Origin of the sequence: Actinophytocola algeriensis (assembly GCF_014203735.1) — a bacterium.
Classification (GTDB): domain Bacteria; phylum Actinomycetota; class Actinomycetes; order Mycobacteriales; family Pseudonocardiaceae; genus Actinophytocola; species Actinophytocola algeriensis.
The window spans coordinates 932147-955840 of the sequence record NZ_JACHJQ010000005.1 but is presented as its reverse complement, the minus strand read 5'-3'; the positions used below and the strand labels follow the sequence as shown (position 1 = coordinate 955840).

The following is a 23694-nucleotide window of genomic DNA, read 5'->3' as shown; positions in this document are numbered from 1 at the left end:
ACGTGTCCAAAATTGACCAACCGGTTAGCATGCGCTGGTATGGATACGGACGCTCGAGAACTAGCGGATACAGGTCCGCGACAAGATACAGAAGTCCTTGCTGACACCGAAAAGATCGAGGTGGCAGCCGATCGCCCACCTCGGACGGACAAATGGGTCTTCGGTATCGCGGCCGCGTTGATGCTCGCCTTCCTCGGCTGGGGCGTGTTCGGTACCGAATCGATGATCAGTGTCGCGGGCGCGGTGCTGAACGAGGGGGTCATCCCCTACGGTGGCTGGGCGTTCGTGCTCGTGGCAAGCGGTTTCGTGTTGTTCGCCATCGGGCTCGCGATCAGCAGGTACGGCCGGATCCCGCTCGGCGCGGACAGGGAGAAACCCGAGTTCCGCACCGTGTCGTGGATCGCGATGATGTTCAGCGCGGGCATGGGCATCGGACTGATGTTCTTCGGCGTCGTGGAGCCGCTGACGCACTTCATGTCCCCGCCACCCGGCTCCGCGGGCCCCGCCTCGGACGAGGCGGTGCACCAGGCGATGGCGACCACGCTGTTCCACTGGACCGTGCACCCGTGGGCGATCTACGCGGTGGTGGGTCTAGCCATCGCGTACAGCACGTTCCGCCGCGGCCGCACCCAGTTGTTCAGCTCGGTGTTCGCGCCGCTGATCGGCAAGAAGCGCAGTGAGGGCCCGCTCGGCAGGGCGATCGACATCATGGCGATCTTCGCCACGCTGTTCGGTTCGGCGGCGTCACTCGGGCTCGGTGCCCTGCAGGTCGGCGAGGGCATGGCCTACGTCGGCTGGGTCGGCGAGGCGAGCACGATGCTGCTGGTGTCGGTCATCGCGGTGCTGACGATCGCGTTCGTGGCCTCGGCCGTGTCGGGGGTGGCCAAGGGCATCCAGTGGTTGTCGAACATCAACATGGTGCTGGCGTTCGTGCTGGCGGCGTTCGTGTTCGTCGTCGGCCCGACCGTGCTGATACTGAACCTCGTGCCGGGCGCCATCGGCGACTACATGCGCGAGTTCGCGGAGATGTCCGGGCGGACCGGTACGACCGGCGGCGAGGAGATGCGCAGCTGGCTCGGCAGCTGGACGATCTTCTACTGGGCGTGGTGGATCTCGTGGACGCCGTTCGTCGGCATGTTCATCGCGCGGATCAGCCGCGGCCGGTCGATCCGGCAGTTCGTGGCGGGCGTGATCCTCGTGCCCAGCGTCGTGAGCCTGTTCTGGTTCGCCATCTTCGGTGGTGCCGCGATCCAGCAGCAGCGGGAAGCCCTTGCCGCGCAAGGTGTCTCGTCGGCGGACCTGGCCAGCGGCTCGGCCGCCGACCTGTTCGACCCGAGCAGGTGGGTGTACAACCCGTCGGCGACGTCCGAGGTGATGACGTTCTCGTTCCTCACCCACCTCCCACTGTCCACAGTGGCCGCGATACTCGTGATCGTGCTGGTGTCGATCTTCTTCGTGTCCGGTGCGGACGCGGCGTCGGTCGTGATGGGCACGCTGTCGCAGGGCGGTTCGGTGCACCCGAAGAAGCCCGTGGTGGTCTTCTGGGGCGTGCTGATGGGTGCGGTCGCGATCGTCATGCTGTTGGTGGGTGACGGCGGCGGCAACGCGTTGTCCGGTCTGCAGAACCTGACGATCATCGTGGCGGCGCCGTTCGCGATCATCATGGTCGGCCTGTGCTGGTCGCTGTGGAAGGACCTGCGCACGGACCCGTTGATGGTCCAGGAGGACGAGATGTTGAAGGCTCTGCGCGCGACGGACGTCGGCGAGCTGCGCAAGCACGGCTTCCGCATCGGTCGCAAGCACTAGACGCTGATCCCGGCACGACGAGGGTGCGGTCCCGATGGGCCGCACCCTCGTCGCTTGCCGAGGTCAGCCCACGATGCGCCGGATGACCGCGATCGTGCCGATGCTGTCGATCCCGCCGATCTTGACGTTCTCCCCGAAACTGGGCGCGTGCACCGCACGAACGCTGTCGACGACGATCGCCACGTGGTGGACCGGGTTGCCGTAGAAGACGAGGTCACCGGCACGCACGTCCGAGCGGTCGACCCGCTTGCCGACCTGGGCCTGCTGCCGGGACACCCTCGGCATGTTGATGCCCACGGTCCGGTACGCGGTCTGCACGAGCCCTGAGCAGTCGTAGGAGCTGGGGCCGACCGCGCCCCACAGGTACGGCTTGCCCATCTGGGAGATCGCGAACTCCAGCACGGACCCGGCGTCGCCGCCCGGGATGACGACGTCGCCGCCGTAGTCCTCGATGCCTTCGAGCAGGGAACGCTGGTCCGGGGTGAGGTTGTCGAGCGCGGTCCGCACCTCGGCGATCTGCGCGTCGAGCGCGGAACGCCGCTGCCGCACCTCGGCCGCGGTGCCCGCGACCTTCGCCTCGAGGTCCTGCGCCTGCGACTCGGCGGCGGCCGCCTTCTTCTCGGCGTCCTCGGCCACCTCGAGCGCGGCGTCGCCCTTGCGGGGCCCGCCGGTGAGGTGCGCGGCGAGGGTCGCCGCCTCCAGCTTGCCGACGAGGTCGTCGGGGCTGGTGCTGGTGGCGAGCGCGGTGAGCCCGTCGAGGTCGCGGCGCGAGGACAACGCGTTGGCGACCCGGTCCAGGTCCTGCGCGGCGGTGGCCTTGTCGCGGAGCGCGTCGGCGGAGGCCTTCGCGTCGTCCGCGGCCTCGACCGCGGCCGCGGAGGCCTTCTGGTGGGCGGCGAGCTCCTCCTGGACGACCAGGAGTTCCTCGTTGACGAGCTCGGCTTCCGCCGAGAGGTCGTAGTAGTGCGCGAGCAGCCCGGCCACGGTCGTCGGCTGAGCGGTGGCGGGCGCGGTCAGGAGCGTCGCGGTCAGCAGTACCGCGGCTCCGATCCCGGCCAGCGATGCGGGCAGTGCGCGCACCCGAGCTCCCCTCGTTCGGTTGTCGGTGTCCATTCTCCACCAAAGGTCACCGATCCCGTCGGAACCTCGCGAAGCGGGCACCAACGACTGCACGGTAGGGCAACCGGCATAACGCGACCGTTAGGGTGGATCACGTGAGCAACCTCGTCGCCGTCTCCGACCTGCACGTGACCTACCAGGAGAACCGCGAGGTCGTCGAACAGCTGCGTGCCGCGTCACCGCAGGACTGGCTGCTCGTGGCCGGTGACGTGGGCGAACGCCTCACCGACGTCGCGTGGGTCCTGTCGCTGCTCAAGGAGCGGTTCGCGCGGGTCGTGTGGGCGCCGGGCAACCACGAGCTGTGGACGATGCCCGACGATCCCGTCACCCTCCGCGGCGTCGAGCGGTACGAGGCGCTGGTCGAGCTGTGCAGGCGGCTGGACGTGCTCACCCCCGAGGACCCGTACGAGACCTGGCACGGCCCGGACGGGCCGGTGACGATCGCGCCGCTGTTCCTCGGCTACGACTACACCTGGCTGCCCGCCGGGCACGACACCAAGGAGTCCGGGCTCGCCTACGCGCACCAGACGGGGGTGGTGTGCACCGACGAGTACATGCTGCACCCGGACCCGTACCCGACCCGCGAGGACTGGTGCCGGGCCCGCGTCGCCGAGACCGAGCGGCGGCTCAAGGAGTGCGATCCCGCGGTGCCGCTCGTCCTCGTGAACCACTACCCGCTGGTCCGGCAGCCGACGATGGTGCTGCGGTTCCCGGAGTTCGCCCAGTGGTGCGGCACCGAGCTGACCGCCGACTGGCACACCCGGTTCAACACCGCCGCCATGGTGTACGGGCACCTCCACATCCCGAGGAGCACGGTGTACGACGGGGTGCCGTTCGAGGAGGTGTCCCTGGGCTACCCGAGGGAGTGGCGGCCCAGGACGCGCCCGCACGGCCTGCCCCGCCGCATCCTGCCCGTCAGTCCGCCCTGACGGCGGTGAGGACGTCGGTCTTCGCGGCGCGCCGCGCAGGCCACATCGCCGACAGCACCCCGACCAGCACCATCCCGGCCAGCGAGATCACCACCACCAGCATCGGCGCCCCGAATTCGAACAGCGGGTTGCCGAGCATGACGTGCTGCATGACCGCGCCGAACAGCAGCCCGACCACGATCCCGAGCACGCCCCCGTACCCGCAGATCACGATGCTCTCCAGCCGTACGGTGCGCCGCACCAGCCGCCGGGTCGCCCCCACCGCGCGCAGCACCCCGACCTCCCGTGACCGTTCGATGACCGACAGCGCGAGGGTGTTGATCACCCCGAACACGGCGATCACGATCGCGGCCCCGAACATCGCGTACATGACCGACAGCAGTAGCTGGAACTCGGCGATCCCCTCGGCGAGGACCCCTTCCCGGTCGGTCACCGCCACGTCGGGCCGGTGCAGGAACGCGGCGTCGAGCGCCGCCCGCGCGTCCCCCATCGCGTAGACGGTGGTGACCCGGTCGCGGAGCGCGGCCGGTGCCCGGTCGACGTCGAGGTAGAACAGTGGCTGGCCCTCGATGGTGTCGATCATCCCGACGATCTCCTGCCGCACGGGTGGCGCGCCGGGGAACTCGAACGCGACCTCGTCGCCGAGGCCCACCCCGAGCATCGCGGCCTCGTTGGTGCCGACCACGACCCCGCGCCGCAGGTCACCACTCCCCTCGACGATCCTGGGCGTGAGCACGCCGGTGAACCCGGCCGGTTCGATCGCCGACACCGAGGTGCGGCCGGTGCCCCCGGCGTGGGTGATGCCGACCAGGGTGTACCGATCGGCGGCGACCCGGTCGACGCCCGGGGTCGCGCGGGCCCGGTCGAGCACGTCGGCGCCGAGCGGGTCGTCCCCGGACGCCGAGCGCAGGATGGTGGCGTCCGCCGGCACCGTGGTCCGGACGGCGGCGCCGGACATCGACACCATGGTCTCCCCCAGCGTCGCGAACGCGCAGACGAGCGCGAGCCCGACGAGCAGCGCCGACGAGGTGGCCGCGGTGCGGCGGGGATCGCGGACGGCGCCCCGGGTCGCCAGCCGCGCGACCGGCCCGCCCCGCCGCCCGGCGAGCCGCGCCACCGGCCGCAGCACGACGGCGGCGAGCAGCGGCGCGAGGAGCAGCACCCCGAGCCAGCCGACCACCCCGGCGGCCAGGCACAGCACCCGCTCTGTCGTGCTCAGGCCCTCGCCGGAGAGCAGCGCGACAGCCAGGACACCGACGAGGAGCAGCACCGCCCCGGCCACGGCGCGCACCCGGCCGCCGCGGTGGCCGGGGCCGCCCGAGGTGGCGTCGAGGCGGAGTGCGGCGATCGGCGGTACGGCCGCCGCGCGCCGCGACGCTCCCCACGCCGCGACCGCGGTCACGCCGATGCCGACCGCGTAGCCGATGCCGACGGCCAGCGGTGACACGGCGTAGGTGACCGGCTCGTCCGCCGGGGTGAAGGCCCACATGCCGAGCAGCCCGAGCGCGACACCCGCCACCACACCGACCGTCGCGCCGGCGAACCCCAGGGCCGCGGCCTCCAGCAACACCGTGCGGCGGACCTGCCGCCTGCTCGCGCCCACCGCCCGCAGCAGCGCGAACTGCCGCACCCGCTGGGTGACCAGCATCGTGAAGGTGTTGGCGATGACGAACATGGCCACCAGCAGCGCCACCGCCACGAACGCGAGCAGCGACTCCCGCGTCGACCGCGCCGCCGAGTCCGCCTCGTCCCGTGCCTCGGCCGCGAGTTCCTCACCGGTGCTCACCGTCAGGCCCGGTGCGGTCGTCAGCTGCCGGACCGCCGCGCTCACCTGTGTGCCGGGTGCGGCCGCCAGTTCGACCCGGGTGTAGGAGTCACCGAGCAGTTCCCCGGCGGCCGACGCCGCGAACGCCACCTCCGGGACGGACTCGACGCCCAGGGTCCGGTAGTCGAAGGTGCCCGCGACCACGACACGGGTCTCGCGACCACCCGGCAGGAGGATCCTCGCCTCGTCACCCGGCGTCAGGCCTGCCTCGCTCGCGGCCGACCGCGACAGCGCCGCCTCACCGCGTGCCGGCGCCCGGCCCTCGGTCAGCGCGAAGCGGCCGGTGTCGTCCCAGCCGGTGCCCGCGGTGGCGTGGCGGCCGGGGATGATCTTGCCGTCGGTGCCCACGACCGCCGCCCGCGCGACGAGCACGCCGGTCGCGCCGGTCACGCCCGGCACGCCGGCCAGGCGGTCCACGTCGGCACGTGTCAGGATCGGCTGCTCCTCGGGGCCGCGGACCGCGAGGTCCACATCGGACCGCGTGCCCGCGCCGGTGAACGACGCGGCGGTCGAGTCGGAGATCACCAGTGTCGCGACCACGAACGTCACCCCGAGCACGATCGCCACGAGGGTCATCGCGATCCGGCCCTTGTGTGCGCGCAGGTCGCGCAGCATCGCCCGCAGCATCAGACGGCCACCCGTTCCAGGTGCTTCATGCGGTCCAGCACGCGGTCCGCGGTCGGCGCGGTCAGTTCGTCGACCAGGCGGCCGTCGGCCAGGAACAGGACCCGGTCCGCGTACGCGGCGGCCGCGGGTTCGTGGGTCACCATCACCACCGTCCTGCCGAACCGGTCGACGCTCGTGCGCAGCAGGTCCAGCAGGTCGGCCGAGGACCGGGAGTCCAGGGCGCCGGTCGGCTCGTCGGCGAACACCACGTCCGGGTTCGTGATCAGTGCGCGGGCGCACGCCACGCGTTGCTGCTGACCGCCGGAGAGCTGGGCGGGCCGGTGGTGCAGGCGGTCGCGCAGCCCGACGGCGTCGACGATCGCGTCCGCCAGCTCCCGGTCCGGTTCGCGGCCGGCCAGGTCGAGCGGGAGCGTGATGTTCTCCCACGCGGTCAGCGTCGGCAGCAGGTTGAACGCCTGGAACACGAACCCGACGCGGTCCCTGCGCAACGCGGTCAGCTGGTTGTCGGTCATGTCCGCGAGCTCCGCGTCGCCGAGGAACACCTCGCCGCTCGTGGGCGCGTCGAGGCCCGCGACGCAGTGCATGAGCGTGGACTTGCCGGAGCCGGACGGCCCCATGATCGCCGTGAACCGTCCACTGTAGAATTCGACGTCGACGGAGGACAGTGCGACGACACGGGAATCGCCGTCGCCGTAGACCTTGGTGAGCGCGCGGGCCCGCGCCGCTGGTTGGTTCTGCATGGCGTCAACGGTCTCCGAATCCCCCGTCCGCCACATCGGACCGCGGGCCGGACTTCCGCGTCCGCCCGGGGTCGGGCGCCAGCCACCACGGGTCAACCCGTGGTGGGACGCCACAGCCCCGGTGTGCCGGTTACCGTCGGGTCGTGCTGACACTGTTGCGCTCCCGCTACCTCGTCGCCTTCGACGTGGTCGTGGCCGCGGCACTGCTCGCCGTCGTCGTCTACGCGGCCCTCGACGCCAACGCACAGGACGGCATCGCAGAGCCGCGCTGGGTGTCGGTGGTGGTCGCCGTGTTCGTCGCGGGCCCCATCGCCGTGCGGCGACTGGTACCCGTGCGTGCGTACGCGGTCTGCCTCGCCGCCTCCCTCGTCGCCATGCTGACCGGGGTCATCCCCACCGTGGCCATGGGCGCACCGGTCACCGCCGTCGCCATCGCGCTCTACCTGGTGGCGAGCGAGGCGCCGCGGCGGCGGTCGGTGCCCGCACTCGCGGCCGGGCTCGCCGGGACCGTCGCGGTGATGCTGTTCGACCGGTTCACGGACGCGCTCACCGAGCCGTGGGGCGACAGCCTGCTCGGCGTCACGTTCGGCTGGCTCGTGCTCGTCACCGGCTGGGCGCTCGGGTTCGCCGCCCGCGAGCGGCGCAGGCACGCCGAGGACGAGGCGGTGCGGCGCACCGAGCAGGCGGTGGCCGAGGAACGGCTGCGGATCGCGCGGGAGCTGCACGACATCGTGGCGCACAACATGAGCCTGATCGCCGTGAAGGCGGGCATCGGCAACCACGTCGCCGAGGCACGGCCCGCCGAGGCACGTGAGGCGCTGCGGGTGATCGAGGCGGCCAGCCGGGGCTCGCTGACCGAGATGCGCCACCTGCTCGGTGTCCTGCGGTCCGAAGTCGACAGTCCGGCGCTGGCACCCGCGCCGGGCCCGGCCGGCATCCCCGCGCTCGTCGAGCGGGCCCGTACCGCCGGGGTCACGGTGTCGCTGTCGCTCGACGACACCGGGGCATTGCCCGAGGGCATCGGCCTTTCGGTGTACCGGATCGCGCAGGAGGCGCTGACGAACGTGGTCCGCCACGCGGCACCCACCCGGTGCGCGATCACGGTGGCGGTGACCGAGGAGAATGTGCGGATCGAGGTGACCAACACGGGCCCGAGGGTCGAACGGGGTCCGGGCGGGCACGGGCTGATCGGGATGCGGGAGCGGGTGGCGGTGTACGGCGGGACGTTCGAGGCGGGCCCCCAGACCGGTGGCGGGTGGCGGATCGAGGCGGTGCTGCCGAGGTGACCAGGGTGCTGGTGGCCGACGACCAGGCCTTGGTGCGCGGCAGTTTCCGGCTCCTCGTGGAGACCGAGCCGGGGTTCACGGCCGTCGGCGAGGCGGAGGACGGGGTGGCGGCGGTCGAGCTGGCGGGCCGGACGCTGCCGGACGTCGTGCTGATGGACGTGCGCATGCCGAGGATGGACGGCATCGAGGCCACCCGGCGGATCTGCGGCGATCCGGCGACCTCGGCGGTGCGGGTGTTGATCCTGACCACGTTCGACCTGGACGACTACGTGTACGCGGCGCTGCGTGCCGGTGCGAGCGGGTTCCTGCTCAAGGACACACCGCCCGCGGACCTGCTCTCGGCGATCCGGGTGGTGGCCGAGGGCGAGGCGCTGCTCGCGCCGACCGTGACCCGCAGGCTGATCGCCGAGTTCACCAGGCGACCGGAAACCACGGCCAGGCCTGCCGGGCCTGCCGGGCTCGAGGGGGTCACCGAGCGGGAGCGGGAGGTGCTGCTGCTGATCGCCCGCGGCCTGTCCAACGCCGAGATCGCGGCGCACCTGCACCTCGGGCTCGCCACCGTGAAGACGCACATCGGGCGGTTGCTGAGCAAGCTGGCCGCGAGGGACCGGGCGCAGCTGGTGATCGCCGCGTACGAGTCCGGTCTTGTCACCCCTGCTTGATACGGTCGCGGCTGTGCCGGTAACCGCTGATGACGTCGCCCTGTCCGTCCGCCTCGCGGTCGGCGCCCTCGCCGCCGCACCGTCCGGTTGGGACACCCCGGCCGGTGACGTGTCGTGGACCTGCTGGGAGACGGCCGAGCACGTCGCCGACGACCTCTTCTACTACGCGACGCAGATCGCCCGCACGCCGCAGGAGGAGCAGGGCCCCGACCCGTTCACCCTGAGCGCGCGGCGCGAGGGCGGCCCGGAGGTCGCGCTGTTCGCCGATCCCGACGCGGGCCCGGCCGGGTTGCTGCAGGTCGTGGACGCGTGTGGGGCGCTGCTCGCGGCGGCCGTGCGCACGGCCCCGCCGGAGGCACGCGGGTACCACGTGTTCGGCCTCGCCGACGCGGAGGGTTTCGCCGCGATGGGTGTCGTGGAAGTGCTGGTGCACACCGCGGACATCGCCGCAGGGCTCGGCGTGCCGTGGACGCCGCCCGCCGACCTGTGCGAGCGCGTCCTGGCCCGGCTCTTCCCGGACGTCGAGGTGACCGGCGACCCGTGGCGCACCCTGTTGTGGGCCACGGGCCGCGGCGAGCTACCCGGTCGTCCACTGAGGACCGAGTGGCGGTGGCACAGCGCGCCTATCGCGACCGGTTGACCACCTGGCGCGCGGTCACGCCGGCCAGGACGAGCGCGATGACCAGCAGCAGTCCCGTCTCCGTCCACTGGAACCGCCAGTACCGGTCCGCGGGCTGGTACAGGGTGTACTGCTGTTCGTAGCCGCGGTCACGCATGCAGCCGACCGGTTCCGCGCCCGCGCAGGCGCTCATCGCGTCGTCCCACGACAGCAGGTCACCCGCCGGGCCGACCACCCCGGTGCCGGTGACCAGCGCGTCGGCGGGCACCGCCATCCCGTGCGCACCGGAGAGCGCGACCTCCGGTTCCGCGTAGTGCCCACGCGCCAGGTACGCGCCGACCACGAGCCCCGCGAACACCGCGGTGGTCACCGCCATCGCGGGCAGCATCCGCCGCAGCACCGCCCCCGACGCGGCACCGAGCGTGAACACCGCGAGAAACCACGCGCCCGCCACGACGCCGCTGACGCCGAAGACCTCGTCGGAGAACCGGTCGACCGGCGCGTCCGCCGACGCCGTCCACCCGAGCACCACGGCGCCGAACGCGAGCCCGGCGAGCACGACCGCGGTGCCGAGGACGGTGAACTTCACCACCAGCCACCGCGACCTCGGCACCGACTGTGTCCACACGAGACGGTCGGTGCCGCGCTCGTACTCCCGCGCCAGCAGCGGCACACCCCAGAACAGCCCGACGAACACCGGCACCACGGGCAACGTCTTCACCAGAACGAACGGCACCGCGTCGAGCACCAGCAGCAGCGCCGCGCCCGCGATCAGCACCACCGTCACCAGGGTCTGCGCGCGGTGCTGACGCCACGTCAGCCACAGCATCAGACCGGCCGCCGCGCCACGCGGTAGGCGACCGGGCCCGCCAGCAGGACCGACACGACGGCCAGGAGCCCGGCCTCCGTCCACTGGAACCGCCAGTACCGGTCGGCGGGCTGGTAGTACAGGACAGATCGGTAACCGGCCTCGTCGACGCAGTCCAGGTAGGTGTCCCGGCCCGCCGTGGCGCACTCCGGCACGTCGCCGGACACCTCGACACCGGCCGGGGACACGAACGCCGAGTCGGTGACGAAAGCGTCCGCGGGCGGCCCTTCCGCGAGCATCCGCTCCGGTTCCGCGTAGAGGTCCCGCACCTGGAACACCGCGAACATCGCGAACATGGCGGTCAGGAACACCGCGATGGTCACCGCGAACGCGGGCAGTGTCCTGCGGGTCAGGCCGCCTGCGGCGGTGCCGATGGCGAACGCGAACAGCCACCACACGCCCCCGGCCACCCCGGTGGCGCCGAACATCACCGGGTCGGAGAACCGGTCGGCGGACCGGACGCCGTCGAACGCGGTCAGCCAGGCGCTCACCATCACGCCGAGCAGGAGCCCCGCCACGGTGACCGCGAGCCCCAGCAAGCCCAGTTTCGTGGCGAGCCACCGGCGCCTGGTCACCGACTGCGTCCACGCGAGCCGGTGCGTGCCCCGTTCCAGCTCCCGCGCCAGCAGCGGCGCACCCCAGAACAGCCCGGCGACCAGCGGCACCGCGGGCAGCCAGCTGACGTAGGTGTAGATCGACTGGAACCGCGCGGTCAACGCGTCCCCCGTCAGCCCGTCGGCGCCGAGCCCGTGCACGAGCAGCAGCACCCCCACCAGCACGAGAAAACCGGCGGTCACCAGCACCTGCGCGCGGTGCTGCCGCCATGTCAGCCACACCATGTCTCATATCCCCTCTGTGATGCCCCTTGTCGATGGCTGCCGGGCGTGACCCCCAGCCAGGCCCGACGCACGTTCAGGCCCTCGCCAGCGCCGGTTTCGGCAGCGCCGCGCTGTCCGGGCGCCGCAGGTACGCGAGGACCAGCTCCTCGAGGTTGACGCCGCGGTCGGTCCACCTCGGGTCCAGCGGCGGCCGCCCTTCGCCCGTGCGGACCAGGAGCGTGGCCTGCCGGTCGGTCCGGTCGTCGTCGACGACCGCCAGCCGGCCTGCGACGCCGTCGGCCAGCTCCGCGGGACCGGTCAGCAGCCGGTGCCCGGCGAGCAGGTCCTCGATGTCGCCGGAGACCTGGACGCGGCCGCCGTTGAGCACGACGAGCCAGTCGCACGTGTCGACGAGGTCGGACACGACGTGCGAGGACAGCACCACGGTCATCCCGCTCTCGGCGACCGCCGCCATCAGCCCGCGCATCACCTCGTGGCGGGCCAGCGGGTCGAGGTTGGCGAGCGGCTCGTCGAGCACGAGCAGTTCGGGCCGCTTCGCGAGCGCGACCGTCAGCGCCACCTGCGCCTGCTGGCCGCCGGAGAGCTTGCCGACCCGGCGGTCCAGCGGGATGTCGAGCGACGCGAGCCTGCGCACCGCCATGTCCTGGTCCCACCCCGGGTTCGTCCTGGCGCCGAAGCGCAGCATGTCCGCCACGGAGAAGCCGTCGTAGAGCGGTTTGTCCTGCGCGAGGAACGCCACGCGGGACAGCGTCCGCGTGGTGCCCGCCGACGAGCCGAGCACCGTCACGTCGCCCTGGTCCGGCGCGAGCAGGCCGACCACGAGGTGCAGCAACGTGGTCTTGCCTGCCCCGTTGGGGCCGACGAGGGCCACCACCCGGCCTTCCGGCACCGAAAGGGAACAGTCCTTCAGCGCCCAGGTGCGCCGGTACTTCTTGCCGAGACCGGTAGCGGCCAGTGCCGTTGTGCCAGCGGTCATGCCGTGTCCTCCCCTATGCGAAACGAATCCAGCACCACGGACGCGAACAGCGCCTCGATGTCCTCCGGGTCCAGGCCGGCCGTGCGGGCGTCGGACACCCACCCGGCCAGCGAGTCACGCAACCGCGCGTGCTCGGTCACCGACGCGCCACCGAGCGTTCGCTGCACGAACGTGCCGAGCCCCGGCTTGCCTGCCACGAGCCCTTCGCGTTCCAGCTCCCGGTACGCCTTGAGCACCGTGTTCGGGTTGATCGCCAACTTGTCGACGACCTCCTTCGCCGTCGGCAGCCGGTCACCCGGCCGCAGGACCCCCAGGCGCAGCGCGTGCTTCACCTGGTGCACGAGCTGCAGGTACGTGGCGACGCCGGAACCGCGATCAAGACGAAAGTCGATCACCAGCAACACCCTTTCACTAATGAAGTAGTGAAATAGTGGAGGTAGACGCAACGGTTGTCAACCCGGTCGGCCGAATGCGGCGAAATGGCAACGGCACCAGCGGGTCCACAGCTACGCTGACGATCACCGTCGGGGGCTGGTGCGAAAGGTTCATGCGTTGACGATCGCCTTATGGGGGACTGTGCTGTGAGTGCTCCCACCGCTCCCCCGCCCGTGCGGACCGACGCCGCGCCGCCCTCCCAGCGCGCGGGAAGGGTCGGTGAGCTGCGCGAACTGGCGAAGACGACGCCCGGCGTGCTGGTCGTCTTCACGGTCGCGCTCGTGCTGGTGAGCATCCTCGTCGGCCTGTTCACCGCGGTGACCGTCCAGGGCCGCGCCAAGGCGCTCGACGACCTCACCGCCCGCAGCGGCCCGCTGTCGATCGCCGCGCAGGACCTGTACCGGTCGCTGTCCGACGCGGACGCCACCGCCAACAGCGCGTTCCTGGCCGGCGGACTGGAGCGGGCCGAGGTCCGCACCAGGTACGAGTCCGACATCGCACAGGCCGAGTCCGCGCTCGCCACGGCGGTGGCGGCCAGGGAACCGGCCGACCTCGCCGACCCGCGGGGCCCGCTCGCCGTGCTCTCCCGCGAGCTGTCCGTCTACACCGGACTCGTGGAGACCGCGCGCGCCAACAACCGCCAGAAGCTCCCGGTGGGCGCCGCCTACCAGCGCGCGGCCTCGAACCTGATGCGTGAGGAACTGCTGCCCGCGGCGGAGCGGCTGTACACCGACGAGACCGCGGTGCTGCGCGCCGACCAGGACCGCGCGGCCAGGCTGCCGGTCGTGGAGGTCGTGCTCGGTCTGATCACGCTGGTCCTGCTCTTCTTCGCGCAGCGCTACGTGCGGCGGCGGACCCGCAGGCGCCTCAACGTCGGGCTCCTCGTCGCGACCGGCGCCGCCGTCGTGTCGCTGGCGTGGGTGCTGGTCGCGACGATCGGGGTGATGGCGAACGTGAACGCGAGCCAGGAACACGGCTCCGAGCAGACCGATGTGCTGGCGCAGGCCAGGATCGCGGCACTCGCCGCCCGCGGCGACGAGACGATGACGCTCGTCGCGCGCGGCAGCGGCAAGGAGTTCGAGGAGGGCTACCAGGACGCGATCGGACAGCTCGCGGGCGACCGGGGACTACTCGGGCGAGCGCAGGAGCTGGCGTCCGACGGCACCGTGCGGGACGCGGTGCGCGCGGCGAGCGCCGCACAGGACGACTGGCACGAGGTGCACCAGCGGATCCGGCAGCTCGACGACGACGGTGTGTACCTCGACGCCGTCGATCTCGCGATCGACCCGGGCGACACCGGCGCGGCCACGAAGTTCGACGCGGTCGACAACTCGCTGCGCGAGGCGATCGTCACCACCGAGGCGCGGTTCGAGGACGAGGTCGGGCAGGCGAGCAACGCGCTGACCGGCACGGTGATCGGCGTGATCGTGCTGGCGCTGGTGGCGGCGGCCGGCGCGGCGACCGGGATCTGGCAGCGGCTCAAGGAGTACCGATGAAGCGGACCAAGGTCGCCGCGCTGCTCGCGGCCGTCGCGATGGCCGCGGTGGGGTGTACGTCGGCCGACGAGGTCGGTGACCGGCGGGAGGCGCCGGTCGGGCCGCCCATGCCCAAGGGCGCCGCCGAGGTGTCCGATCTGCCCGCCCCGGGCACGGACAAGAGCTGCGGCGAGCCGACCGCGAGCCTGCGCCCCGACGGCCCGCCGCCCCCGCCGGGCGACTTCGCGACGAACACGGCGATGCAGCGCATCCACGCACGCGGCAAGCTGATCGTCGGCGTCGACCAGAACACCTACCAGTTCGGGTACCGCGACCCGTCCACCGGACAGCTCCAGGGCTTCGACATCGACATGGCGAAGGAGATCGCGAAGGCGATCTTCGGCGATCCGGAGGCCATCCAGTTCAAGGTGCTCACCTCCGCGCAGCGCGTGCCCGCGGTGAAGAATGGCGACGTCGACCTCGTCGTGGAGACGATGACGATCAACTGCGAACGCCGCGAGGACGTCGAGTTCTCCTCGGTGTACTACCTGGCGGGCCAGCGGGTGCTCGTCAAGGAGAAGTCCGGCTTCGACGGCATCCGGTCGCTGGCGGGCAAGAAGGTGTGTGCTGCCAAGGGTTCCACGTCGATCGCCCGAATCGTGAACGTGGACACCGACCCCAGGCCGGTCGGCATCGGGGTGGACGGCTGGACCGACTGCCTCGTGATGCTGCAGCAGAACCAGGTCGACGCGGTGTCCACGGACGACACGATCCTCGCCGGGCTCCGGGCACAGGACCCGTTCACCGAGGTGGTGGGCGAGCCGTTGGCCAATGAGCCGTACGGCATGGCGATGTCCAAGGAGTCGCCGGAGTTCACCAGGTTCGTGAACGCCGTTCTCGAACAGTTGCGGACCAGCGGCCGGTGGACGCAGATCTACAACCTGTGGCTGCGGGATCTGCTCGAGACCCCCGCGTCGCCCCCGCCCGCGACGTACCGGCCCTGACCGGTGGACGGCACCGTGCTCAGCAGGGACGAGGTCGACCGCGCGCTCGCGGCCGTCCAGGGCGACAACGACCGCATCGCCCAGTCACTCGTCGAGATGGACACGCACCCGGGCCACCGGCTGCTCAAGGACACGGCGCTCACCGGCCTGACCGCGGCCCGGTGGGCCGAGGCCCGCACGGCGATGGCCACGCTGTGGGAGCAGTTCGCGACCTACCGGGACCTGCTCGCGCGGGCGCGGGAGGTGCGGGCGCGCCGGTCGCGGCCGGGTGACGAGGAGCTGGCGGAGCTGACCGGCATCCTGCACGGCCCGATCGTCGAGCTGAACTCCGAGGCGATCCCCATCGAGCGCCGGGGCCTGACCGGGCCCGCGCAGGTGACCGAGCGGATCACGCTCGCCGAGCTGCTGTCGCGGATGCGGCAGGCGTTCGACACGGTCACCGCCGTGCTCGCGGCCGCCGAGTCGGCGTGGTCGGCCGCCATCGGCAGGCTCGACCCGTTGGACCGCAGGCTGCACGCGGTGTCGGTGCGGGCCGAGTCGGTCGGCGCGGCCACCGACGAGGTGGCTGCGGTCCGCCGCGACCTGGACAAGGCCCGCGAGATGGTGCTCACCGACGTGCTCACCGTCCAGGCCACCGACGCGCTGCCGGACGTCGAGCGGCGGATCGCCGCACTGGAGACCCGGCTGGCCGGGCTCGCCAGGGTCCGTGACGAGTTCACGGCCCGGCTCACCGCGCTCGAGTCGGTGCTGTCGGACATCGAGGCGGTCGAGGCCACCGCCCGCCAGACCTACCCCGCGGTGCTGGAGAAGATCGCCGCCCCCGGCCTGCCCGTGCCGGGCGAGCAGGGCTCGGCCACGGTGCGGGCCCGGCTGCGGCGGCTGACGGACCGGTACGGCGCCGTGGGCTGGGACGTGCTGGCGCGGGAGGCCGACGACCTCGACCGGGTCGCCGCGACCGCGCTCGCCAACGCCAGGACCGCGCTGCGGGCCATCACCGGTCTGCTCGACCGGCGGGCCGAGCTGCGCGGCAGGCTGGAGGCCTACCAGGTGAAGGCCGCGCGCCTCGGGCACGCGGAGGACGCCGAGCTGGCGCGGCTGCACGGCGAGGCACAGCAGATCCTGTTCACGGCGCCGTGCGACCTGGCCGCGGCCACGAGAGCACTCAACCGCTACCGCCAGGCGATCCAGGACCGGACGCAGCCCCGCGAGGAGAGAACCGAATGACCCAGTGCCCCCGGACGGGCTGCGGCGGCACCCTCGACGAGGACGGCTTCTGCGGCACCTGCGGGCTGGAAGCCCCCGCCGGAGCTGCCGCCGCCACCCCGAGCACGCCCGCCGCGGCGCCGTCCCCTCCTCCTCCCCCGACTCCGGCGTCGATCGCCGCGGGTACCGGGGTCCCGGGTAACTGCCCGCGACCGGGCTGTGCGGGCACGCTCGACGAGGACGGGTTCTGCGACAGCTGCGGGCTGGAGGCGCCGGAGGGCACCCCCGTCCCCGCGCCCGCGGCCGCCGCACCGGACACCGAGGCGGACAGCGCGCGGACCGTCAGCACTCGCACCGGTTCGGTCGCCACCGGCTGGACCGCGTCGACGGGCGCCGTCACGACCAGCTCGCGTCGCGGCTCGGCACGCTCGTCCAGCCGCGGCCTGCTCGGCGCCGGTCTGGTCGAGATCCCCCGCGTGCCCTACCGCGACCCCAAGTCCGCGATCCTCGCCCACCCGAAGGTCCCCGAGAACAAGCGGTTCTGCAGCAACTGCGGCGCGAAGGTCGGCCGCGGCCGCGACGGCCAGCCCGGCCGCACCGAGGGGTTCTGCACGTCCTGTCGCCGCCGCTTCTCCTTCTCCCCCAAGCTGTCCCCCGGCGAGGTGCTGCACGACCAGTACGAGGTCCTCGGCTGCCTCGCGCACGGCGGTCTCGGCTGGATCTACCTCGCGCTCGACCGCGCGGTCGCCGACCGCTGGGTGGTGATGAAGGGTCTCCTCGACACCGGCGACACCGACGCCATGGCCGCGGCGGTGGCCGAGCGGCGGTTCCTCGCCGAGGTGGAGCACCCGAACATCGTCAAGATCCACAACTTCGTGCAGCACCCGGACGCGGACACCGGCGCGCTGGTCGGCTACATCGTGATGGAGTACGTCGGCGGTCAGTCCATCAAAGAGATGCTCAAGGACGTGCGGGCCGTCCAGGGCACGGAGGCGTGCCTGCCGCTGTCGCGGGCCATCGCCTACACGCTGGAGATGCTGCCCCCGATCGGCTACCTGCACACGCTCAACCTGCTGTTCTGCGACTTCAAGCCGGACAACGTGATCCAGACCGAGGAGCAGCTGAAGCTCATCGACCTCGGCGCGGTCCGGCACATGGACGACGACGACAGCGCCGTGTACGGCACGGTCGGCTACCAGGCGCCGGAGATCGCCACCGCGGGCCCGTCGATCGCGTCGGACCTGTACACGATCGGCCGCACGCTCGCGGTGATGACGTTCCCGTTCGACTTCCAGCGCGCCTACGTCGACCGCCTGCCGAACCCGGCGGAAGAGCCGCTGCTCGCCGAGCACGACTCCTACCACCGGTTCCTGCTGCGGGCCGCCGCGCAGGCACCGCAGGCGCGGTTCACCTCCGCCGAGGAGATGAAGGACCAGCTCACCGGCGTGCTGCGGGAGGTGCTGGCCGCCGAGGACGGCATGCCGAGGCCCGGCGCGTCGGCCGAGTTCACCCCGGAGCGCCGTTCGTTCGGCATCGACGTGGCGTTCGACGCGGCCGAGTCGCTGCCGTCGCTGGTGCACGCGCTGCCGGTGCCGAGGGTGGACGGGACGGACCCGTCCGCGGCGTTCCTCGCGACCGTCACCGCCACCGAGCCCGCCGCGCTGGCCGACGAGCTGCGGCAGGCGCCGAAGAACTCCGTCGAGGTGCGGCTGCGGCTCGTCCGGGCCCTGCTCGAGGCGGGCGACGTGGAAACCGGCCGCCGCAAGCTCGACGAGCTGGTGCGGGAGGTGCGGGACCTGGACCGGCTGTGGCTCGTCGACTGGTACCGCGGCGTGGCCGCGCTGGCGTCCGGGGACGCGAAGAGCGCGAGCCAGTTCTTCGACCGCGTCTACTCGGCGGTGCCGGGCGAGGCCGCGCCGAAGCTCGCGCTCGCGGTGTGCGCGGAGGCGGTGGGCGACCACGCGACGGCCGACCGGTACCACCGCGTCGTGTGGCGCACCGACCGCACGTACGTGACCGCCGCGTTCGGCCTGGCCAGGGCGTTGCTCGCGCGGGGAGGGCGGCTGGAGGCGTTCGACGTGCTGTGCTCGGTGCCGGAGACGTCGAACCACCACACCGCGGCCCGGCTCGCCGCCGCGGACGTGCGGGTGCGGAACGTTCCTGCCGCGCAGCTGGCCGAAGACGATCTAACCTCCGCTGGTGCGCTGCTGTCCGGGTTGGAGCTGCACGCCGAGCCGAAGGCGCTGGCGGGCGAACGGCTGCTCACGGCCGCGTTCGAGTGGGTCACCCAGGGCGGACGCGCCGGCGGTACTGTGCTTGGCTGCCCACTGAGGGAGAACGACCTGCGGGTCGCGCTGGAGGAGACCTACCGGACGCTCGCGCGGCACGCGGACAACACGAGGGAGCGCATCGCATTGGTGGACAGCGCCAACCAGATCCGGCCGACAACGTGGGTGTGACTGTGACCAGCTGCCCAGGGTGCGGTGCGGCCGTCGGCCAGGAGGACCGGTTCTGCGAGAGCTGCGGCCAGAGCCTGCTCGTGCGCAGGACCCCGGTGGGCGGGCCGGTGAACGAGCTGGCCGGCGGCGCGTGCGTGGCCTGCGGCGGCGAGAACATCGACGCCGACGGCTTCTGCGCGGACTGCGGGCGGGCGCAGCCCAGCGGCCGCGACCGCATGGAGAGCGACCTCGGCATGGTCGTCGGCGTCAGCGACAAGGGGCGGCGGCGGGCCCGCAACGAGGACTCGATGTCGTACGGCACCGTGCTCGGCGCGGACGCCCCGCCCACGGTCGTCGGCGTGGTGTGCGACGGCGTCGCCACCTCCGACCGCGCGGACAGCGCGTCCCAGCGCGCGGTCGACGAGGCACTGGGTGTGCTGCTCGACGCGGTGCTGGAGAACGGCGACGCCGAGGAGGCGACGCGGGCCGCGGTCGCGAAGGCGATCGAGGTGGTCTCGGAGCTGGCCGATCCGTCGGTGCCGGGCACCGCACCGTCGTGCACGTTCGTGTCCGCGGTCGTGACGCCGGAGAAGGTGACGGTCGGGTCGGTCGGCGACAGCCGCGTGTACTGGATCGCGGCGCCGGACCCGGGGCCCGACGCGCCACGCGAGCTCCACCGAGGAGCAATGCCCTCGCAGGTGCTCACCGCCGACGACACGGTCGCCGCCGAGCTGATCGCCGAGGGCATGAGCCCGGAGGAGGCCAACGCGGTGCACCAGGCGCACGCGCTGTCCAAGTGGATCGGCGCGGACGCGGGCGACATCGAGCCGAGGGTGGTCACCGTCGAGCCGGGTGGTCCCGGGTTCGTGCTGCTGTGCAGCGACGGCCTGTGGAACTACGTGCCGGACGCGGCGGCGCTGGCCGAGGCGATGCCCGAGGAGGGCGGCATGGTCGCGGCGGCGGGGCTGACGAAGCTCGCGCTGGACCTCGGCGGCCACGACAACATCACGACGGTCATCGTGCCGTTCCCCCCGACGGAAGGGACTGAGTAGATGACGCAGCCGGACTTCGCGGTCGAGGTCTACCAGAACGAGTACCTCTCCTCGGGGTCGACCGAGGTCAACGCGATCGTCACCGTCACGGCGTCCGGTGCGCCGACCGGGCCCGCCACGTCGGGTGGCGCGGCCGAGGTGATCATCATCGACTGCTCCGGCTCGATGCACGTGCCGCGCACGAAGCTGACGTCGGCCAAGCAGGCCACGGCGGCCGCCATCGACACGCTGCGCGACGGCGTCGAGTTCGCGGTGGTGGCGGGCACCGACGAGGCCCGGCGCGTGTACCCCTACCAGCACGGCATGGTGGTGTCGTCGCCGACGACCCGCGCCGAGGCCAAGCAGGCCGTCGCGCAGCTCGCCGCGAACGGCGGCACCGCGATCGGCAAGTGGCTGGCACTCGCGGACGCGCTGTTCGCCACGTCGGCCGCGCCGATGCGGCACGCGATCCTGCTGACCGACGGCCAGAACATGCACGAGACGCCGCGCCAGCTCGCCACCACGCTGCAGCAGGTCACCGGGCACTTCGTGTGCGACTGCCGCGGGGTGGGCACCGACTGGGAGGTCAAGGAGCTCCGCACGATCGCCGACACCCTGCTCGGCACGGTCGACATCGTCGCGCAGCCCGAGGACCTGGAGGCGGACTTCCGCGCGATGGCCGCGGGCGCCATGGACAAGGCGGTCGCGGACGTGTCGCTGCGCCTGTGGACGCCACAGGGGGCGACGGTCAAGTTCGTGAAGCAGGTGGAGCCCACACTCGTCGACCTCACCGCGCGCCGCACCGACACCACCCCCCGCGAGGGCGACTACCCGACCGGTTCGTGGGGGTCGGAGACCCGCGACTACCACGTCTGCGTGCAGGTCCCGGCCGCGGCGACCGGCGAGAAGATGATGGCGGGCCGGGTGAGCCTGGTCGTGCCCGGCACCGGCGGGAACCCGGACCAGGTGCTCGGCAAGGGCCGCATCCTGGCCGTGTGGACCGAGGACACCGCGCTGTCCACGCGCATCAACCGCGAGGTCGCCCACTACACCGGGCAGGCCGAGCTGGCCGCGGTGATCCAGGAGGGCCTGGAGGCGCGCAAGTCGGGCGACGTGGAGACGGCGACCGCGAAGCTGGGCCGCGCGGTGCAGCTCGCGACGGAGACCGGCCACTCGGACACCGCGAAGCTGCTCTCGAAGGTCGTGGACGTCGAGGACGCCCGCACCGGCACCGTGCGGCTGAAGCGCAAGGTCGAGGCCGTGGACGAGATGACGCTCGACACCCGGTCGTCGAAGACCATGCGGGTGCGCAAGAAGCAGCCGGACGCGGTGCCGGGCTCCGAGGAGGCCTGACCGCATGGCGACCTGCCCGCAGGGCCACTCGTCGGCCGACGACGAGTTCTGCGACGTCTGCGGCCGCGAGATCGGCGGCGCGGCCGCGGCCGCGGCTCCCGACGCGCCCGCGGCCGCCGAACCGGACCTGCCCGCGGCGGGCGCGACCTGCAAGGCGTGCGGCTCGGACCTGGCAGGACGGTTCTGCGAGGCGTGCGGCCACGACTCCATGGCGGCGGCGCCCGCGGCGGTGACTCCCCCGGCCCCCGCTCCCCCGGTGCCGGCCGACCGCCTCCCGGAGGCGACGACGTGGACCGCGACGGTCACCGCGGACCGGGCGTACTACGACTCGGTGATGGCGGTCGATGGTCCGGACGCGGCGGGCATCGCGTTCCCGCCGTACTGCCCGGACCGGCACTTCCCGTTGGCGGGCAAGCAGGTCGGCATCGGCAGGCAGAGCCGCAGCCGCGGCATCCAGCCCGACATCGACCTGATCGGCCCGCCGGAGGACCCCGGCGTGTCCCACCTGCACGCGGTGCTGCTGGCACAGGCGGACGGCACGTGGTCCATTGTGGACCTCGACTCGGCGAACGGCACGGTCGTCAACGACGAGAAGAAACCCCTGCCCCCCAACACCCCCAGGCCGTTGGGCGAGGACGACCGGGTGTACATCGGCGCGTGGACCAGGATTACGCTGCGCCGCACCTGAGCGGTGGGCCATCATGGGTGGCATGAGCATCGTGAAGATCAACGCGCTGACCGTCCCCGAGGAGATGCGCGAACAGCTCGAACAGCGGTTCGCGTCCCGCGCGGGCATGGTGGAGAACTCGGACGGCTTCGAGTGGTTCGAGCTGCTGCGACCGGTCGACGGCACCGACAAGTACCTGGTGTACACGCGCTGGCGCAGCGAGGAGGACTTCCAGAAGTGGATGGAGGGCTCGATGCGGCAGGGCCACGGCGGTAGCGGCGGCGGCCGCGGCCCGGCGGCGACCGACTCGTCGGCGTGGTCGTTCGAGGTGATCCAGCAGGCGGCACCGAAGAACGGGTAGCGCTGGCGAGAATCCGTTGGTGCACGGCACTCACGCCACTGTCAGCCCGGCAGGCCGCGTCCTACGTTGCTGACGTGAACATCGTGGTGGCGGTGCTGATCGGCGTCGCGTACGTGCTCCTGAACTCCCTCATCCCGGAACCGGCCCGCCGCCGCTTCAACGCGATCATGGTCGGCGGCGCCGGTGCCGCCTACCTGTCCGGCGGCGGACTGGGCCCGTGGGAGTTCGCGTTCACCGCGGTCCTCACCTACGTCGCCTACCGCGGCCTGGAGTCGTGGACGTTCATCGGCATCGGCTGGCTCCTCCACACCGCGTGGGACGTGGTCCACCACGTGCGCGGCGAACCGATCGTCCCGTTCGCCGACCACAGCTCACTGGGCTGCGCGATCTGCGACCCGGTGATCGCCGTCTGGTGCCTGGCAGGCGGCCCGTCGGTGTTCGAGACCCTTCGCACCATGACGACACGCCCCCGTCCGGCCACACGGACGGAGTGAACAGCCCCCGTTGCGGGGCGACCCGCCACCCGCCAACGAGCCCGAAGATGCCAACCCGGAGACGCCGCGCAGATCACCACCCAGACTGGCAGGCGGCCCGGCCCTTGTTCCAGGACCGGGCCGCCGCCGTCGTCACGCCACGGCTTCCAGCGGGTTGTAGTAGCCGCCCCGCTGGCCGGACGCGTTCGGGTGGTACGACTCGTCCACGGGCCACGTGATGCTGTTGATCCAGCGCGTGCCCGACGCGCAGATCTCGTGGCCGGCGAAGGAGTTCCTGGCGTCGATGAAGGAGAACCCGTACGCGGCGGCGCGGCCGGAGATCACCGATGCGAGCACGTCCGCGGACTGGTTGATGGCCGCGCGCTTGGTCTCGCTCAGGCCGACCCAGCAGGAGCCGCCCACCTTGTAGATGCGCGGGTAGCCGAGCACGACCACCCGTGCGCTCGGTGCCCGGTTGCGGATCTGGGTGTAGACGTTGTTCAGCCGTCCGGGGAGCGTGTCCCTGGCGAAGGTCTGCGCCTGCTGGTTGCGGCTGACGCAGGTGGCGTCCGAGCTGGTGTTGCAGGTGATCATGACGTCGGCGAAGCCGGCGTCGTTGCCGCCGATGGAGATGGTCACGAGCGCCGTGTCGGACGTGATCGCCGAGACCTGGTTGTTGAGCACGTCGCTGGTGACCGCGCCGGAGCAGGCGACGAACGAGAACGCCGACGGCGCGTTCGCGTTCGCCCACAGCTGCGGGTAGGAGTTCGCACTGCGCTTGCAGCCGCCGCTGTTGCCGTAGCTGCCCGCGCCGGTGCCGGACGAGTAGGAGTCACCGAGCGCGACATACTTGCCTGCCGCTGCCGAGGCGGGCGATGCCAGCCCGATGACGGTCGCCGCCGCCACGGCGGTGACGAGGAGAGAGCGGAGAACGGGTCGAGGGAACCGCACTGTTGCC

General features: G+C 72.2%; 22 protein-coding genes. 14 read left to right on the top strand and 8 right to left on the bottom strand.

Translation table 11 applies throughout. From position 1 onward, the window contains the following. Positions 1-39 precede the first annotated feature (39 nt). Complete coding sequence (locus FHR82_RS27165; RefSeq protein WP_184813296.1) at positions 40-1806, top strand: BCCT family transporter; 1767 nt, start codon at positions 40-42, stop codon at positions 1804-1806. A gap of 63 nt (positions 1807-1869) precedes the next feature. Here FHR82_RS27165 and FHR82_RS27160 read toward each other — a convergent pair whose 3' ends face one another. After that, positions 1870-2886: a C40 family peptidase gene (locus FHR82_RS27160; RefSeq protein WP_184813295.1), complete on the bottom strand. Its 1017-nt coding sequence runs from the start codon at positions 2884-2886 to the stop codon at positions 1870-1872. A gap of 134 nt (positions 2887-3020) precedes the next feature. Between FHR82_RS27160 and FHR82_RS27155 the strand changes: the two genes are divergently transcribed. Beyond that, positions 3021-3854 (top strand): metallophosphoesterase family protein, encoded by an 834-nt coding sequence (locus FHR82_RS27155; RefSeq protein ID WP_311771299.1) that lies wholly within the window; start codon positions 3021-3023, stop codon positions 3852-3854. On the opposite strand, the gene FHR82_RS27150 is transcribed toward FHR82_RS27155, so the two are convergent. Both FHR82_RS27150 and FHR82_RS27145 read right to left on the bottom strand, forming a co-directional pair. Beyond that, positions 3841-6306: an ABC transporter permease gene (locus tag FHR82_RS27150; protein WP_184813293.1), complete on the bottom strand. Its 2466-nt coding sequence runs from the start codon at positions 6304-6306 to the stop codon at positions 3841-3843. The genes FHR82_RS27155 and FHR82_RS27150 overlap by 14 nt on opposite strands. After that, complete coding sequence (locus FHR82_RS27145) at positions 6306-7046, bottom strand: ABC transporter ATP-binding protein (protein ID WP_221464256.1); 741 nt, start codon at positions 7044-7046, stop codon at positions 6306-6308. The genes FHR82_RS27150 and FHR82_RS27145 overlap by 1 nt, the downstream gene beginning before the upstream one ends. A 143-nt stretch (positions 7047-7189) precedes the next feature. Here FHR82_RS27145 and FHR82_RS27140 point away from each other — a divergent pair, with 143 nt between their 5' ends. From FHR82_RS27140 to FHR82_RS27130, 3 genes are read left to right on the top strand one after another with little or no spacing between them, the layout of a single operon-like run. Next, the gene (locus FHR82_RS27140; RefSeq protein WP_184813291.1) at positions 7190-8332 is read left to right on the top strand and encodes a sensor histidine kinase; all 1143 of its coding nucleotides are present in this window, start codon (positions 7190-7192) and stop codon (positions 8330-8332) included. Next, positions 8329-8994, top strand: coding sequence for a response regulator (locus tag FHR82_RS27135; protein WP_184813290.1), 666 nt, complete (start codon positions 8329-8331; stop codon positions 8992-8994). Before FHR82_RS27140 ends, FHR82_RS27135 begins: the two co-directional genes overlap by 4 nt. Positions 8995-9007: 13 nt before the next feature. After that, positions 9008-9634, top strand: a complete 627-nt coding sequence (locus tag FHR82_RS27130; protein ID WP_311771298.1) for a maleylpyruvate isomerase N-terminal domain-containing protein — start codon at positions 9008-9010, stop codon at positions 9632-9634. Here FHR82_RS27130 and FHR82_RS27125 read toward each other — a convergent pair. The 4 genes from FHR82_RS27125 to FHR82_RS27110 all read right to left on the bottom strand — a co-directional run bounded on the left by FHR82_RS27125 (position 9618) and on the right by FHR82_RS27110 (position 12691). Beyond that, the gene (locus tag FHR82_RS27125; protein ID WP_184813288.1) at positions 9618-10442 is read right to left on the bottom strand and encodes an ABC transporter permease; all 825 of its coding nucleotides are present in this window, start codon (positions 10440-10442) and stop codon (positions 9618-9620) included. The two genes, FHR82_RS27130 and FHR82_RS27125, sit on opposite strands and share 17 nt — an antisense overlap. Further along, positions 10442-11320 carry an ABC transporter permease gene (locus FHR82_RS27120; protein WP_184813287.1) on the bottom strand — a complete coding sequence of 293 codons (879 nt, stop codon included), beginning with the start codon at positions 11318-11320 and terminating at the stop codon, positions 10442-10444. The genes FHR82_RS27125 and FHR82_RS27120 overlap by 1 nt, the downstream gene beginning before the upstream one ends. A 73-nt stretch (positions 11321-11393) precedes the next feature. Next, positions 11394-12296 (bottom strand): ABC transporter ATP-binding protein, encoded by a 903-nt coding sequence (locus FHR82_RS27115; protein WP_184813286.1) that lies wholly within the window; start codon positions 12294-12296, stop codon positions 11394-11396. Beyond that, positions 12293-12691 (bottom strand): GntR family transcriptional regulator, encoded by a 399-nt coding sequence (locus tag FHR82_RS27110; RefSeq protein WP_184813285.1) that lies wholly within the window; start codon positions 12689-12691, stop codon positions 12293-12295. The genes FHR82_RS27115 and FHR82_RS27110 overlap by 4 nt, the downstream gene beginning before the upstream one ends. A gap of 186 nt (positions 12692-12877) precedes the next feature. Here FHR82_RS27110 and FHR82_RS27105 point away from each other — a divergent pair, with 186 nt between their 5' ends. The 9 genes from FHR82_RS27105 (at position 12878) to FHR82_RS27065 (ending at position 22757) form a co-directional block, all read left to right on the top strand. After that, the gene (locus tag FHR82_RS27105; protein WP_184813284.1) at positions 12878-14227 is read left to right on the top strand and encodes a GlnX family signal transduction membrane protein; all 1350 of its coding nucleotides are present in this window, start codon (positions 12878-12880) and stop codon (positions 14225-14227) included. Next, positions 14224-15210 (top strand): glutamate ABC transporter substrate-binding protein, encoded by a 987-nt coding sequence (locus FHR82_RS27100; RefSeq protein ID WP_184813283.1) that lies wholly within the window; start codon positions 14224-14226, stop codon positions 15208-15210. The genes FHR82_RS27105 and FHR82_RS27100 overlap by 4 nt, the downstream gene beginning before the upstream one ends. Before the next feature lie 15 nt (positions 15211-15225). Continuing rightward, a complete protein-coding gene (locus FHR82_RS27095; RefSeq protein ID WP_184813282.1) occupies positions 15226-16434 on the top strand; it encodes a hypothetical protein in 1209 nt (402 codons plus the stop codon). Continuing rightward, positions 16431-18872, top strand: a complete 2442-nt coding sequence (locus FHR82_RS27090; protein WP_184813281.1) for a serine/threonine-protein kinase — start codon at positions 16431-16433, stop codon at positions 18870-18872. The genes FHR82_RS27095 and FHR82_RS27090 overlap by 4 nt, the downstream gene beginning before the upstream one ends. A 2-nt stretch (positions 18873-18874) precedes the next feature. Then, positions 18875-19903 (top strand): PP2C family protein-serine/threonine phosphatase, encoded by a 1029-nt coding sequence (locus FHR82_RS27085; RefSeq protein ID WP_311771297.1) that lies wholly within the window; start codon positions 18875-18877, stop codon positions 19901-19903. Further along, positions 19904-21235, top strand: a complete 1332-nt coding sequence (locus FHR82_RS27080; RefSeq protein WP_184813279.1) for a vWA domain-containing protein — start codon at positions 19904-19906, stop codon at positions 21233-21235. A gap of 4 nt (positions 21236-21239) precedes the next feature. Beyond that, positions 21240-21923 (top strand): FHA domain-containing protein, encoded by a 684-nt coding sequence (locus FHR82_RS27075; protein WP_184813278.1) that lies wholly within the window; start codon positions 21240-21242, stop codon positions 21921-21923. A gap of 22 nt (positions 21924-21945) precedes the next feature. Beyond that, on the top strand, positions 21946-22263 hold the full coding sequence (locus FHR82_RS27070) for an antibiotic biosynthesis monooxygenase family protein (RefSeq protein ID WP_184813277.1): 318 nt from the start codon (positions 21946-21948) through the stop codon (positions 22261-22263). 74 nt (positions 22264-22337) lie between these two features. After that, positions 22338-22757: a DUF6010 family protein gene (locus tag FHR82_RS27065; protein ID WP_184813276.1), complete on the top strand. Its 420-nt coding sequence runs from the start codon at positions 22338-22340 to the stop codon at positions 22755-22757. 132 nt (positions 22758-22889) lie between these two features. Here the strand turns inward: FHR82_RS27065 and FHR82_RS27060 are convergent, their stop codons facing one another. Further along, positions 22890-23687: an SGNH/GDSL hydrolase family protein gene (locus tag FHR82_RS27060; RefSeq protein WP_184813275.1), complete on the bottom strand. Its 798-nt coding sequence runs from the start codon at positions 23685-23687 to the stop codon at positions 22890-22892. Positions 23688-23694 lie beyond the last annotated feature (7 nt).